The following is a 12,877-nucleotide window of genomic DNA, read 5'->3' on the forward strand; positions in this document are numbered from 1 at the left end:
CAGCGGACGGCGCCGCCAACGGGACGCAATCTATTGCTGCTTCAACGGTAAAGTGTGCGGCAAACCGGCACTTGAAGCTGCTTTTTTGGCAAGATCGTGCTGGAATTTAGCCTTGTAGTTTAACACGGTCAGCAAAAGTACCAGCAGCGCCGCCCCGGCGTTATGCAGCACGGCGATCGTCAGCGGGAAGCTGAAGTAGATCGTGGCCAGGCCGGTGGCGATCTGCGCGGCCAGCACCATGGCGATGTAACGGGCGGTTTTGTGCAGCACGACATTGTCCCAGGCGCGCCAGGCCGTGTAGCCGGCCACCAGCGCCACGATGAAGCCGGCGTTGCGGTGCACCCAGTGGATGGCCGTCAAGGCCGCGAACGGAATGTAATGACCGGCAGCGGTTTTACCCAGCTCGCGCCACAGCGTGAAACCGTGTTCGAAGTCCATCGGCGGCACCAGCTTGCCGCCGCAGAGCGGGAAGTCGGTGCAGGCCAGCGTCGCATAGTTGGTACTGACCCAGCCGCCGAGCGCCAGCTGCACCAGCAGCAGAGCTGCAGAGAGGCCGGCCAGCCAGCGGATCTTGCGCATTGCCGTGGGCGAGCCGGACAGCGTGCGCACCGGCGCAATCAGCTGGTTCTGGCGGCCGCCATACCACGCCAGCAGCGCCAGCAGGCCCATGCCGAGCAGCAAATGGGTGGTGACGATCACCGGCTGCAGCTTGAGGGTGACGGTCCAGGCGCCGAATGCTCCCTGCAGACAGACGAAGAAAAATAAGAAGGTCGGCATGGCGGGATGGTATTCGGGCCGCGTGCCGCGCGACTTGCGCCACTGGTACCAGGCCTGGGCCATCATCGCCACGATCAGCACGCCGATGGTCATGGCCAGGTAGCGGTGGATCATCTCGATCCAGGCCTTGGCCACGGTGACCGGGCCGGTCGGGTTCAGGGTTTCGGCGGCAACGATCTCGGCGTGGGCCAGGAACGGATTGGCAGCGCCGTAGCAGCCGGGCCAGTCCGGGCAGCCGAGACCGGAATCGGTGAGCCGGGTGAACGCGCCGAACACGATCAAATCGAGCGTGAGGAACACGGCCACCCACACCAGCTTGCGGTACTTGTTGGCGTCGGACGAGGTCCAGACCAGCGACAGCGGCAGCAGCGCCACCAAGAGCGCCGTGATGGCCATTTGAGCGAGAGTCAGGTGCATCGTGGTTATCCTATGGCCGAAGCCTTGAGCAGTTTGGCGAGATCCTTGCTGACCCGGGCCGCCCTGGCGGTGTCGCTGGACACCGCCCCTTGCGGGAAGCGCATCATCAGGTTGCCGAGCGGGTCGATCAGGTAGACATAGCTGGCGGCCGCTGCGCCCTGCTCCACCGGCAGCCAGTGGGCCACGGTTGCTGCCGGCGCGCGCAGCATGCGGGTGCCGTCATTCACGCGGATCAGCATGGTGTCGAGCGGCGCCTCGTCGGTGATCAGCCAGACCCGCTCGATGCGGTCCATGGCCTTGCCCTGCATGGTGCGCAGCTGGCGCATGGCAAACAGCTGGTCCTGGCAGTCCTGACGGCAGTCGGACGGCCCCACCTTGAGCATGATCCACTTGCCGCGATAATCGGCCAGCGACGCCGGACTGCCGTCGAGCTGGCGGCTGGCCATGGCCGGGATCGGGTACTGGCGCGGGTCGAGCAGGGTGCCGTAGTTGGTCTGGCCGCCCTGCGGTTTGACCACGTAGTACATGAAGTACGACGCCAGCAGCGGCGCCGCGCACACGGCGATCACCAGCAGCAGCTTCCAGCGTCCGCGCGCGGTCTGTTTAGTGTTGGCCTGATTTTCCACGTCTGAACCCATTTGCGACAAAGAAGATGACTGCCATCGCCGCCAGCGCATACCACTGGAAGGCATAGCCCTGGTGTTTTTCGGGATTCATGCCCGAGGCCGGCCACTCGCGGCCCATGCGCAGGTCGTCGCCGCCGGGGCGCGCAGGCGCGCTTTGCAGCAGCACGAACGGCGCCATGGCCAGCCCGCTGGCCCGGGCCACCTGCAGCGGCCCGGCATTTTGCACGATGGCGCCCGCCGTCAGCGCCGGGCCGGCGCCCAGTTCCAGCACGTGACCGGAATCGCGCCGCGCCACGCCTTCCACCGTGACCGTGCCGGCCGGGGTGTCGAACGCGGGCAGCCTGGTGCGCGCCAGCGGATCGCGCGGCAGCCAGCCGCGCTGCACCAGCACGTGCAGGGACGAGCCGGCTATCCGCAGCGGCATCAGCAGGTAAAAGCCGGCGCGGCCCTGGTACGGGCGGTTGTCGAGGTACACGGGCCAATCGCGCACGAACTGGCCGCTGACGGTCACGTGCCGGAATTCGACGTCGGCCACAGCGCGCGGCGCGCCGGTCAGCACCAGCGGTGCGCTGGCAGCGCCCTGCGCCAGGCGCGCCCGGGTGGCGATTTTTTCGTCGGCGCGGCGTTCCTGCCAGTTACCGAGCGATATACCGAGCGCCACCACCAGCACCGTGGCGATGAACGGACTCCATGTGAATCGGAAGGCAATCGGCATTACAATGAAGCCTCATTCATCTCGCGGCCCTGTCATGAAAATTGTCGTCGCCATCGCGTTTGTCCTGATCATCGGCAGCCTCGGCGCCGCGCTGTTTTTCCTCATGCGCGACAAGGGCAAGAGCAACAACACGGTGCGCGCGCTGGCGGTGCGGGTGGGCCTGTCGATCGCCCTGTTCGTGATGATCCTCGTGGCCTACAAGCTCGGCTATATTCAGCCTACCGGGCTGCGCTGACACTGCAACGAATCTGCAACGACGCTGCAACGAATCTACAACAAAACGGCCGCACCGGACATTCCGCGTGCGGCCGTGAGCATTATAGCGCCGTTGTCCGGGCCTGGCGGGCGGCCCGCGATTACAGCCAGTAGATCACCACGTACAGGCCCAGCCACACCACGTCGACGAAGTGCCAGTACCAGGCCGCGCCCTCGAAGGCGAAGTGGTGGTCCGGTGTGAAATGTCCCTTGAGCACCCGGTACAGCACCACCGACAGCATGATCGCGCCCATCGTCACGTGGAAGCCGTGGAAACCGGTCAGCATGAAGAAGGTCGAGCCGTAGATGCCGGACGTCAGCTTGAGGTTGAGCTCGGTGTAAGCATGGATGTACTCGTAGGCCTGGAAGCCCATGAAGGTGGCGCCGAGCACGATGGTGGCAAACAGCCAGATTGCCGTCTGCGCCCGGTGGCCGGCGCGCAGCGCGTGGTGGGCGATGGTGAGCGTGACGCCGGACGTCAGCAGCAAGGCGGTATTGATGGTGGGGATGGGGAACGGCCCCATGGTGCGGAATTCATCGACCGTGCCGGCCGGGCTGGCGCCGCCCCAGTGCGCGGCAAAGTCGGGCCAGATGAATTTATGGTCGATGTCGCCGAGCCAGGGCATCGAGATCACGCGCGCATAGAACAGCGCACCGAAAAAGGCGCCGAAGAACATCACTTCCGAGACGATGAACCATGCCATCGACCAGCGGAACGAATAGTCGATGCGCTGGCTGTACAAGCCGCCCTCGGACTCGCCAATGGCGTCGCCGAACCAGCAGTACAGCACGGCGATAAGACCGGCCAGACCCAGCAGGTTGGCCGGCATGCCCCAGGCCACATCGTTGACCCAGGCCGAGGCGCCGGCCATGGTCACCAGCAGCGCGATGCCCGCCAGCAGCGGCCAGCGCGACGGCCCGGGCACGAAGTAGTACGGTGCTGCGGTGTTGTGTGCGCTCATCTCGATCTCCTTGTCATTTTTGTCAGGACTATTTCGCTACCGCCCACTGCACGGCCAGGATCAGCAGCCCGATGAACAGGGCCACGGCGATCAGCGCCGCAATCACGATGTGCACCGGGTTGAGCCGCGCGTCATCGTGGTCGAAATCACGTTTGCGGCGCAGTCCGAAAAACGACCACAGCACCGCTTTCAACGAGTACAGAAACGACGCCGGCGGCTTGTGGTTCATTTCATCCATCACCGCGCCGCCGTCTTGTCCAGGCCGCCCACTTCAAAGAACGTGTACGACAAGGTGATGGTTTTCACGTCGCGCGGCAGCTTGGGGTCGATGTAGAACATCACCGGCATCTGCCGCGCCTCGTTCGGTTTCAGGGCTTGCTGGCGGAAGCAGAAGCACTCGACCTTCTTAAAATGCTGCATGGCGTTCTGCGGCGCGTAACTCGGGATCGCCTGCGCGGCCACGTCGCGGTTCAGGCGGTTGACCACCTCGTAGGTGACGCTGGCCAGCTGGCCCGGATGCACGGTCATCGAGGCCACCGTGGGCCGGAACCGGTACGGCCCCTGGCTGTTGGCGTCGAACTCGATGGTGATGGTGCGGGTCGCATCGACCTGCGTGTTCTTGTCGTAGGCAACCGTGCCGTCCTTTTGCGTGAGCACGTTCAGCCCCAGCGCTTCGCAGATCTGGCGGTAGAACGGGTTCAGCGCATAGGCGAAACCGAACATCACCACGGCCGTCACCAGCAGCTTGGACAGCATGGTGCGGTTCAGTCCGGAGGCGCCGTGTGTGCTCATGTCAGCTCAGCCAGATGCGCTTGACGAACACGGACAGGAAGAACAGCACGGCCAGGCCAGCCAGCAGCAGGGCCAGCCGCGTGTTCTCGGGTTTTTTTGCGCTCATGGCAGCGGGCCTATTTGAACTGCGGCGGCGTTTCGAACGTGTGGAACGGCGCCGGCGACGGCACGGTCCATTCGAGCCCTTCCGCGCCCTCCCATGGCTTGGCCTCGGCTTTCTTGCCGCCGCGGATGGTCGGAATCACCACGCCGAACAGGAAGAATACCTGCGACAGGCCGAAGCCGAAGGCGCCGATGGTGGCGATCATGTTGAAGTCGGTGAACTGCGCCGAGTAATCGGCATAGCGGCGCGGCATGCCGGCCAGGCCCAGGAAGTGCATCGGGAAGAAGGTGACGTTGAACGAGATCAGCGACAGCCAGAAGTGGGCCTTGCCCATGGTTTCGTTGTACATATGGCCGGTCCACTTGGGCGACCAGTAGTAAAAGCCGGCAAACAGGGCGAACAGCGAGCCGGCCACCAGCACGTAATGGAAGTGCGCCACCACGTAATACGTGTCCTGAAGCTGGATGTCGATCGGCGTCACCGCCAGGATCAGGCCGGTGAAGCCGCCGATCGTGAACACGAAAATGAAGCCGACCGTAAATAGCATCGGCGTCTCGAAGGTCATCGAGCCCTTCCACATGGTGGCGATCCAGTTGAACACCTTCACGCCGGTCGGCACCGCGATCAGCATGGTGGCGTACATGAAGAACAGCTGCGACGTCACCGGCATGCCGGTGGTAAACATGTGGTGGGCCCAGACGATGAACGACAGGATGGCGATCGACGCGGTGGCGTACACCATCGAGGCGTAGCCGAACAGCTGCTTGCGGGCAAAGGCCGGCAGGATCTGTGAGACGATGCCGAACGCCGGCAGGATCATGATGTAGACCTCGGGGTGGCCGAAGAACCAGAAGATGTGCTGGTACATCACCGGGTCGCCACCGGCGGCGGCGTTGAAGAAGGTGGTGCCGAAATGACGGTCGGTCAGGGTCATGGTGATGGCGCCGGCCAGCACCGGCATCACCAGGATCAGCAGGTAGGCCGTGATCAGCCAGGTCCAGCAGAACATCGGCATCTTCATCAGCGTCATGCCGGGTGCGCGCATATTGAGGATGGTGACGATGATGTTGATCGAGCCCATGATCGACGAGGCGCCCATCAGGTGCATGGCGAAGATGGCCATGTCCATGCCCGGCCCCATCTGGGTGGACAGCGGCGCATACAGGGTCCAGCCGGCGGCGGTGGCGCCGCCCGGCACCAGGAACGACGTGGCCAGCAGCAGCGCGGCCGGCGGCAGCAGCCAGAACGAGAAGTTGTTCATGCGCGCGAACGCCATGTCGGAAGCGCCGATCTGCAGCGGGATCATCCAGTTGGCGAAGCCGACGAAGGCCGGCATGATGGCGCCGAACACCATCACCAGGCCGTGCATGGTGGTGAGCTGGTTGAAGAATTCGGGCTGGAAGAATTGCAGGCCGGGGTGGAACAGCTCGCTGCGGATCAGCAGCGCCAGCACCCCGCCCGACAGCAGCATGACGAACGAGAACCACAGGTACAGGGTGCCGATATCTTTGTGGTTGGTGGCGAACAGCCAGCGCTTGAGGCCGGTCGGATGGTCGTGGGCGTGATCGTGGGCGTGGTCATGCGCATGACCGTGGTCGATGGTGCTAGTGCTCATGGTGTCTCCTGCTGTCCTGCTGGATTATTTACGCGCAGCCACGATTTCGGCCGGTTGGACGATGTTTTGTTCTGGCTTGTTCGACCAGCTGTTGCGCGTGTACGTGATCACGGCCGCAATGTCGGTATCGGACAGCTGTTTCCATGACGGCATTTCGGCCGGGTATTTGCCGCTCTTCTGGCCGTTGAGCAGCACGTGGATCTGTCCGGCCTTGTCGCCGTTGACCACGGGCGAACCGTCGAGCGAGGCAAACGCGTTGGGCACGCCCTTGCCGTTGGCCTGGTGGCAGACCACGCAGTTGGTGGTGTAGACCTTTTCGCCGCGCGTTTTCAGCTCGTCGATGGTGAAGGTCTTGTTCGGATCGTCGGCCAGCGCCGCCATCTCTTTTTTCTTGCCGCCGACCCAGGCCGTGTAGTCGGCGTCGCTGACCACGCGCACCACGATCGGCATGAATGCGTGCTCCTTGCCGCACAGCTCGGAGCAGTAGCCGCGGTAGGTGCCGGTGTGCTCGGCCTTGAACCAGGTGTCGCGCACGAAGCCGGGAATCGCGTCCTGCTTGACGGCGAAGGCGGGAATCGACCACGAGTGGATGACGTCGGCAGCAGTGGTGACGATGCGGATTTTCTTGTGGACCGGCACCACCAGCTCTTGGTCCACTTCCATCAGGTAATGGTCGCCGCGCTGCTCGGTCGGCGCGAAGCCGGGCGCGCCCACCTGCGCGCGCGGTGTGGCCAGGTTGGAGAGGAAGGAGATGCCGCTGCCCTCGCCGCTCAGGTAGTCGTAGCCCCACTTCCATTGCATGCCGGTGACCTTGATCGTGATGTCGGCGTTGCTCGTGTCTTTCATGCCGACCACGGTGCGGGTGGCGGGCAGCGCCATGCCGATCACGATCAGGAACGGCACCACGGTCCAGGCGATTTCGACGGCCGTCGATTCGTGGAAGGTGGCCGGCTTGTGGCCGAGCGATTTGCGGTGCTTGAAGATCGAGTAGAACATCACGCCGAACACGGCGACGAAGATCACCAGGCAGACGATCATCATCCACGTGTGCAGGTCGTAGACCTCGGTGGCGATGCGGGTGGCGGGCGGTTGCAGGTTCAGCTGTTTGTCGATCGGGCCGCCGGTGCCGCCGGTGGCCGGGCCGTAGGTGCCGGCAGTGGCGGCGGTGTCCGCTGCCCTCGCCGCGCCGGCTGCCATCGCAGCTGAAATCGTGGCTGCCATCACCGTCACGCCGCGCGTGAACGATGTAAGTCGCTTCGCAAGTGTCATGTTTTCCCCAACAAACCCAAGTGTAATTTTTTTGTAACGACCTGGATTCCGGCGAACCAAACCCGCGTCGTTTCTTAAACAACTTCAGGCCCCATCGCACACGCCGGGGCACTGAAGCCTTTGTCTCCATCCCCTACATCACAGCGTGCTGCCAGAGAACAATACAAAAGCCTGATGCTGCTTAAATCAACTGCTCGCTTCGTTTCATTGCGTTTTGGTGCCCGGATAGCGGCTTTGTCCATGAACTGGTGACAAAGTTGGTTATTGATTATATAGAACAAAAACCACGCACATCAACAAATAAACGATTTTGCAACTCCGTGATCCCCCGTGCGCATTTTGCTTGCATCCGGGGCACGATCGCGTTATGGCGGCCCGATGTCGACCTTTATTTCTTGCGTGGCAGGTCGAAGCGGATGATCGCCTCGCCCTGGGCCGTGGTGCGCGGCGCCGGCCGGAATGCATGGCCGTAGATCACCTCGAACGTCAGCGCCAGCTTGCCGTCGGGCCGGCGCTGACGCTCGAGCGCGGCCAGCATGCGCTGCCAGGCCTGCTTGCCCATCAGCCCCTGGCGGCGCGTGCCGAGCGGATTGCCGCCCAGCGCCCGCACGTCGGCCAGCAAGGCCTGGGCCGTATCGTAGGTGACGGTGATTACCTCCATGTCCAGCACCGGGGTGGCAAAGCCGGCGTCCACCAGCTGGTCGCCAAAGTCGTGCATGTCGACGAACGGCAGCACGTGCGGCGCCAGGTCGGCCTCGGCAAACGCCGTGCGCAGTTCGCGCAGGGTGTCGGGGCCGAAACAGGAAAACATCAGCAGGCTGTTGACGCGCAGGACACGGCGCCATTCGGCAAACACGCGGTCCGGCTGCGGATGCCAGTGCAACGCCAGGTTGGACCACACCAGATCGATCGAGTTCGGCGCCAGTGGCAAATCGGCGAAATCGCCGCACAGCAGGTCGATGCCGGCTTTCGCCGGCAGTAGGCGCGACAGCAGCTGGTTCAGCGACGACTGCCGGGCGCCGTGGCTGCGCACGGCGCGCAGCGGCGCCTCGGCCGCATCGACGCCGAGCAGCTGCGCTGCCGCGTACATTTTTTGCAACACAGCGAGATCGGCGCCTTCGCCGCAGCCGGCGTCAAGCACGCGCGCGGGCGTGATTTTCACCAGCTCCAGCCGGTCCACCATGCGCGCGGCGATCTCGCGGCGCAGAAAATCGGCGCCGCGCGTGCGGGCAGGATCGGAAAACAGGGTACGCACATGATCGAGATCAATCGGGGCGCTGAGCTTGGGCGGATTGGCAGGCACTTGCATATATGGTTGGCAGTTGGAGGCAGCCACGAGGTCGGCGCGTCATGTCCGGGCAGGCGGGGATGACGGCCGCTGGCCGCAGGTTGATGCGATAATGTCGGCAGTGTACATGGTTGGCGCCGGGCTGGCCGCCGCAGGCCGCGTTTTGATGGGAAGCATGGCATGAATGGCAAGCTGTTCCGGCGTGTGCTGCACCTGCTGTTGCCCACCACGTGCGCGCTGTGCGGCGCCGTCAGCGACGAGACCCTGTGTGCGGCGTGCGCGGACCAGTTCTTCGGTGCGGCCCTGGCAGCGCGCAGTCCGCGCTGTCGATGTTGCGCCAATCCGGTCGCAACCGGCGCCGCGTGGTGCGGCCACTGCATCGTTTCGCGGCCCGCGTTCGACCATACCGTGGTCGCCTGCGACTATGCGTTGCCGCTCGACCAGCTGGTGCTGCAACTGAAGTTCGGCCACCGGCTGGCGCTGGCGGCGCTGATGGCGCGACAACTGGCGGCAGCGGTGCAGCGGGACGTGGACTGTGCCGCCGCCCTGCCCGACCTGCTGTGCCCGGTGCCGCTGGGTCCGCGCAGGCTGGCCCAGCGCGGCTACAACCAGGCGCTGGAAATTGCCCGGCCGCTGGCGCGCAGCCTGGGTGTGACGCTGCATGCGAGGCTGGTAGCGCGCATCCGCGAGACGGCAGCGCAAAGCAGCGTGGCGCCCGCGCACCGGCGCGCCAATATCGCCGGCGCCTTTGCGCTTGCCGAGCCGGCGCTGGTGCGCGGGCGCCATGTCGGCGTGGTGGACGACGTGATGACCAGCGGCGGTACGCTCGACGAAATGGCGGCCGTGCTCAAGCGCCACGGCGCGGCGCGCGTCAGCAATTTCGTGTTCGCGCGCACCCCGCCCCATTGATTATTCTAGGAGAACGTAGTGTTTCACGTAGTACTGGTCCACCCCGAAATTCCGCCCAATACCGGCAATGTCATCCGCCTGTGCGCCAACACCGGCGCCCAGCTGCACCTGATCGAACCGCTCGGTTTTCCGCTCGAGGATTCCAAGCTCAAGCGCGCCGGTCTTGACTACCACGAGTACGCGAAAATGAAAGTGCATGCCGACTGGCAGGCATTCTGCGCCGACCTGCAGCCGGATCCGTCGCGCATGTTCGCGATGACCACGCACGGCTCGTCGCCGTTCGCCGACGCCAGCTTCCGGCCCGGCGACGTGTTCGTGTTTGGCTCGGAAACGGCCGGCCTGCCCCCGGCCCTGCGCAACAACTTCCCGCCAGCGCAACGCATCCGCCTGCCGATGCGCCCCGACAACCGCAGCCTCAACCTGTCGAACACGGTGGCGGTCGTCGTCTTCGAAGCCTGGCGCCAGAACGGCTACGCCGGCGGCGCATAGACCGGTATCTACCGAGGTCGTCAAAACGGAGCGCCTGACGAACCTTCAGAGCAAGGCGCAGCGACGAAGACAGTACGTCAGTACGGCGAGGCGCTGCAACGCCGCTATGAAGGCTTCGTCAGGCGCTCGGCCGTTCGGCGGGCGGTGGAGGCGCGCAAAATCAACTGCGGCTCGATCACACCGTTGTCGGGCTCGGGCTTGCCGTCGATGGCCGCAATCAGTTTTTCCATGGCCACGGCCCCCATCCGTTCGCTCTGCATGTCGACCGTGGTCAGCGCCGGCGATGTGTACTGGCCGTAGGCGATATTGTCGAACGCCGCCACCGACAGGTCGTCGGGCAAGCTAAAGCCCAGGCTTTGCGCCGCCTTCATGAAGCCGAGCGCCATCAGGTCGTTGTAGCAGATCAGCGCATCGGGCGGCTGGTCGCCCAGCAGGATCGCCGAGCACACGCGCTCGCCCTCGGCCGAGGTCGGCGTATTGCCCTCGTAGACCGTCAGCGCCAGATCCTGTCCGGCCAGGCAGGCGCGGATGGCGTCGAGCCGGTCGTGGTCGCGCCGCGCGCGCGCAAACCGCAGGTAGGCAAACCGCCGGTGTCCGAGCGAGAGCAGGTGGCGCACCAGCATGGCGGCGCCGCGCGCATCGTCGCTGTTGACCGACTGCAGCGGCAGGCGCTTGGGCCGGCCGAAATAGACCAGCGGCTTGCCCAGGTCCATCACCCAGTCCATCTCGGCCTCGAGCATGCGCGAGAACAGGATCAGGCCGTCCACGCGGCGGCTCAGCGCTTCGATCAGCGGCCGTTCGCGGTCGGCGTTTTCTTCGGTATCGACCAGCAGCAAGGTGTAGTTGTGCGCCAGCGCCACCCGGTTGGCGCCCTTGACGATGCTGGTGAAATGGGGATTGTTGATGTCGAGGATGGACAGGCCGATGCTGCGCGTGCGGCCCGTGATCATCGATTGCGCCAGCGGGTTGGAGCGGTAGCCGAGCCTGGCGATCACGTCCCGGATGGTGGCCTCGACCGCCGGGGAAAACCGCTGTGCGCCGTTGACGAACTTCGACACGGTGGCGGTCGACACACCGGCTGCGGCGGCCACGTCACGGATGGTTGCTACGGTTTTTTTCATTGCAGGCGGGAGCTGGGCGCGTGATCGATGGTGGCCACGATGGTAGCACGCGCCAGGGCTGCGCCCAGTCCCTAAAAGTGACAGATCGAGTTACAGATCGGTAATCTCCTTGTGACGCGGCACCAGCAGCTTCATGACCGTCCACGCCACCAGGTACGCTACCGCGCACAGGCCGAACATGATCATGTAGCCGGTATAGATGTCGTTGACCGACTTGTAGTAATCGAATACCCAGCCGCCCAGCTTGGTCATCAGCACGCCGCCGATGCCGCCGGCCATGCCGCCGATGCCGACCACCGACGCCACTGCCTTTTGCGGGAACATGTCCGACACGGTGGTGAAGATGTTGGCCGACCAGGCCTGGTGGGCCGAGGCGCCGATCCCGATCAGCAGCACCGGCACCCAGAAGCTGATCGAACCGAGCGGTTGCGCCAGCAGCACCACCAGCGGGAACAGGGCGATCACCAGCATGGCCTTCATGCGGCCGTCATACGGCGCATAACCGCGCGCCATGAAGTAACTGGGGAACCAGCCGCCGCCGATCGAACCGATCATGGTCATACTGTAGAGTACGGCCAGCGGCACGACGATGGCGTCGCCCTTCATGCCGTACTGGGCCGACAGATAGGTGGGCAGCCAAAACAGGAAGAACCACCAGACGCCGTCGGTCATGAACTTGCCGAAGGCGAAAGCCCAGGTTTGCGGGTATTTCAGCAGCTGGAACCACGACGTCTTGCGGGCAGCAGCGGCGCTGGCCTGCTCGGTGGTTTCCGTGCTGACCACCTGGTCGCTGCGGATGTAGGCCAGCTCGGCTTTCGACAGGCGCGGCTGCTGTTCCGGCTTGTCGTACAACCAGATCCACAAGCCCATCCAGAAAAAGCCGACGGCGCCGATGATGATGAACGCCCACTGCCAGCCCCAGACGGCAGCGATCAATGGCACGCTGATCGGCGCCAGCACCGCGCCGACATTGGCGCCCGAGTTGAAAATGCCGGTGGCGAACGACCGCTCCTTCTTGGGGAAATATTCGGCCGTGGCCTTGATCGCAGCCGGGAAGTTGCCGGCCTCGCCGACCGCCAGTACCGCGCGCGACACCATGAAACCGACGATGGACGGCACCACCACCAGGCCGAAGGCGCCGGCCACCACGGCAATCCCTTCGCCCATGGGCACGGCAAACGCATGCAGGATCGCACCCAGCGACCAGATCACGATCGCCGTGATGTACGCCGCCTTGGTGCCGATGCGGTCGACCACGCGGCCGGCCAGCAGCATCGACACGGCGTACACGAACTGGAAGGCTGCGGCGATGTTGGCGTAATCGGTATTGCTCCAGCCGAATTCCCTGGACAGGTCCGGCGCCAGCAGGCTGAGCACCTGACGGTCGAGGTAGTTGATGGTGGTGGCAAAAAACAACAGGGCGCAGATGGTCCAGCGGTATTGACCGACGGCCTGGCCGACTGATTGCGCGTTGACGGGCTCGCTCAGATTCATGGCATCACTTTATATAGTTTTGAGTGGTGATGATCCCGGTCTCCA

At 64.4% G+C, this 12,877-nt stretch carries 15 protein-coding genes; 3 read left to right on the forward strand and 12 right to left on the reverse strand.

What is annotated here, in order from left to right; all coding sequences use genetic code 11:
* Positions 1-30: 30 nt before the first annotated feature.
* Genes ASF61_RS01055 through ASF61_RS01065 form a run of 3 tightly spaced genes read right to left on the reverse strand, consistent with a single transcriptional unit; the run spans position 31 to position 2,535 of the window.
* A complete protein-coding gene (locus ASF61_RS01055; protein WP_056150271.1) occupies positions 31-1,194 on the reverse strand; it encodes a heme A synthase in 1,164 nt (387 codons plus the stop codon).
* Between the two features lie 5 nt (positions 1,195-1,199).
* Positions 1,200-1,820: a redoxin domain-containing protein gene (locus tag ASF61_RS01060; RefSeq protein WP_082491142.1), complete on the reverse strand. Its 621-nt coding sequence runs from the start codon at positions 1,818-1,820 to the stop codon at positions 1,200-1,202.
* The gene (locus tag ASF61_RS01065; protein ID WP_056150274.1) at positions 1,798-2,535 is read right to left on the reverse strand and encodes an SURF1 family protein; all 738 of its coding nucleotides are present in this window, start codon (positions 2,533-2,535) and stop codon (positions 1,798-1,800) included. The genes ASF61_RS01060 and ASF61_RS01065 overlap by 23 nt, the downstream gene beginning before the upstream one ends.
* A 34-nt stretch (positions 2,536-2,569) precedes the next feature.
* Here ASF61_RS01065 and ASF61_RS01070 point away from each other — a divergent pair, with 34 nt between their 5' ends.
* On the forward strand, positions 2,570-2,770 hold the full coding sequence (locus tag ASF61_RS01070) for a twin transmembrane helix small protein (protein ID WP_056150276.1): 201 nt from the start codon (positions 2,570-2,572) through the stop codon (positions 2,768-2,770).
* Between the two features lie 121 nt (positions 2,771-2,891).
* On the opposite strand, the gene ASF61_RS01075 is transcribed toward ASF61_RS01070, so the two are convergent.
* From ASF61_RS01075 to ASF61_RS01100, 7 genes are all read right to left on the reverse strand, one after another.
* The gene (locus ASF61_RS01075) at positions 2,892-3,752 is read right to left on the reverse strand and encodes a cytochrome c oxidase subunit 3 (RefSeq protein WP_056150279.1); all 861 of its coding nucleotides are present in this window, start codon (positions 3,750-3,752) and stop codon (positions 2,892-2,894) included.
* A gap of 28 nt (positions 3,753-3,780) precedes the next feature.
* Positions 3,781-3,981, reverse strand: a complete 201-nt coding sequence (locus tag ASF61_RS01080; RefSeq protein WP_373994517.1) for a DUF2970 domain-containing protein — start codon at positions 3,979-3,981, stop codon at positions 3,781-3,783.
* 8 nt (positions 3,982-3,989) lie between these two features.
* Complete coding sequence (locus ASF61_RS01085) at positions 3,990-4,544, reverse strand: cytochrome c oxidase assembly protein (protein ID WP_056150283.1); 555 nt, start codon at positions 4,542-4,544, stop codon at positions 3,990-3,992.
* 1 nt (position 4,545) lies between these two features.
* Positions 4,546-4,650, reverse strand: coding sequence for a cytochrome oxidase small assembly protein (locus tag ASF61_RS23835; RefSeq protein WP_229205664.1), 105 nt, complete (start codon positions 4,648-4,650; stop codon positions 4,546-4,548).
* Between the two features lie 10 nt (positions 4,651-4,660).
* Positions 4,661-6,262 carry a cytochrome c oxidase subunit I gene (gene ctaD / locus ASF61_RS01090; RefSeq protein ID WP_056150284.1) on the reverse strand — a complete coding sequence of 534 codons (1,602 nt, stop codon included), beginning with the start codon at positions 6,260-6,262 and terminating at the stop codon, positions 4,661-4,663.
* Positions 6,263-6,286: 24 nt separating this feature from the next.
* Complete coding sequence (gene coxB, locus ASF61_RS01095) at positions 6,287-7,531, reverse strand: cytochrome c oxidase subunit II (protein ID WP_056150286.1); 1,245 nt, start codon at positions 7,529-7,531, stop codon at positions 6,287-6,289.
* Positions 7,532-7,919: 388 nt separating this feature from the next.
* The gene (locus ASF61_RS01100) at positions 7,920-8,840 is read right to left on the reverse strand and encodes a methyltransferase domain-containing protein (protein WP_056150288.1); all 921 of its coding nucleotides are present in this window, start codon (positions 8,838-8,840) and stop codon (positions 7,920-7,922) included.
* 159 nt (positions 8,841-8,999) lie between these two features.
* On the opposite strand from ASF61_RS01100, the gene ASF61_RS01105 reads away from it, so the two are divergent.
* Both ASF61_RS01105 and trmL read left to right on the forward strand, forming a co-directional pair.
* The gene (locus tag ASF61_RS01105; protein ID WP_056150290.1) at positions 9,000-9,728 is read left to right on the forward strand and encodes a ComF family protein; all 729 of its coding nucleotides are present in this window, start codon (positions 9,000-9,002) and stop codon (positions 9,726-9,728) included.
* A gap of 18 nt (positions 9,729-9,746) precedes the next feature.
* Entirely contained in the window at positions 9,747-10,217 is a 471-nt protein-coding gene (trmL, locus tag ASF61_RS01110) for a tRNA (uridine(34)/cytosine(34)/5-carboxymethylaminomethyluridine(34)-2'-O)-methyltransferase TrmL (protein WP_056150292.1), read from the forward strand.
* A gap of 104 nt (positions 10,218-10,321) precedes the next feature.
* Here trmL and ASF61_RS01115 read toward each other — a convergent pair whose 3' ends face one another.
* The gene (locus ASF61_RS01115) at positions 10,322-11,338 is read right to left on the reverse strand and encodes a LacI family DNA-binding transcriptional regulator (RefSeq protein WP_056150294.1); all 1,017 of its coding nucleotides are present in this window, start codon (positions 11,336-11,338) and stop codon (positions 10,322-10,324) included.
* Between the two features lie 90 nt (positions 11,339-11,428).
* Positions 11,429-12,832, reverse strand: coding sequence for an MFS transporter (locus ASF61_RS01120; protein WP_056150296.1), 1,404 nt, complete (start codon positions 12,830-12,832; stop codon positions 11,429-11,431).
* Positions 12,833-12,877 lie beyond the last annotated feature (45 nt).

This window comes from Duganella sp. Leaf126, assembly GCF_001423125.1.
Classification (GTDB): domain Bacteria; phylum Pseudomonadota; class Gammaproteobacteria; order Burkholderiales; family Burkholderiaceae_D; genus Rugamonas.

Excerpts from the sequence above, each read along its gene's own strand:
- ASF61_RS01055 (WP_056150271.1), bottom strand. The coding sequence starts at position 1,194 with ATGCACCTGACTCTCGCTCAAATGGCCATCACGGCGCTCTTGGTGGCG.
- ASF61_RS01065 (WP_056150274.1), bottom strand. The coding sequence starts at position 2,535 with ATGCCGATTGCCTTCCGATTCACATGGAGTCCGTTCATCGCCACGGTG.
- ASF61_RS01070 (WP_056150276.1), top strand. The coding sequence starts at position 2,570 with ATGAAAATTGTCGTCGCCATCGCGTTTGTCCTGATCATCGGCAGCCTC.
- ASF61_RS01075 (WP_056150279.1), bottom strand. The coding sequence starts at position 3,752 with ATGAGCGCACACAACACCGCAGCACCGTACTACTTCGTGCCCGGGCCG.
- ASF61_RS01080 (WP_373994517.1), bottom strand. The coding sequence starts at position 3,981 with ATGAACCACAAGCCGCCGGCGTCGTTTCTGTACTCGTTGAAAGCGGTG.
- ASF61_RS01085 (WP_056150283.1), bottom strand. The coding sequence starts at position 4,544 with ATGAGCACACACGGCGCCTCCGGACTGAACCGCACCATGCTGTCCAAG.
- ASF61_RS23835 (WP_229205664.1), bottom strand. The coding sequence starts at position 4,650 with ATGAGCGCAAAAAAACCCGAGAACACGCGGCTGGCCCTGCTGCTGGCT.
- ctaD (WP_056150284.1), bottom strand. The coding sequence starts at position 6,262 with ATGAGCACTAGCACCATCGACCACGGTCATGCGCATGACCACGCCCAC.
- coxB (WP_056150286.1), bottom strand. The coding sequence starts at position 7,531 with ATGACACTTGCGAAGCGACTTACATCGTTCACGCGCGGCGTGACGGTG.
- ASF61_RS01100 (WP_056150288.1), bottom strand. The coding sequence starts at position 8,840 with ATGCAAGTGCCTGCCAATCCGCCCAAGCTCAGCGCCCCGATTGATCTC.
- ASF61_RS01105 (WP_056150290.1), top strand. The coding sequence starts at position 9,000 with ATGAATGGCAAGCTGTTCCGGCGTGTGCTGCACCTGCTGTTGCCCACC.
- ASF61_RS01115 (WP_056150294.1), bottom strand. The coding sequence starts at position 11,338 with ATGAAAAAAACCGTAGCAACCATCCGTGACGTGGCCGCCGCAGCCGGT.
- ASF61_RS01120 (WP_056150296.1), bottom strand. The coding sequence starts at position 12,832 with ATGAATCTGAGCGAGCCCGTCAACGCGCAATCAGTCGGCCAGGCCGTC.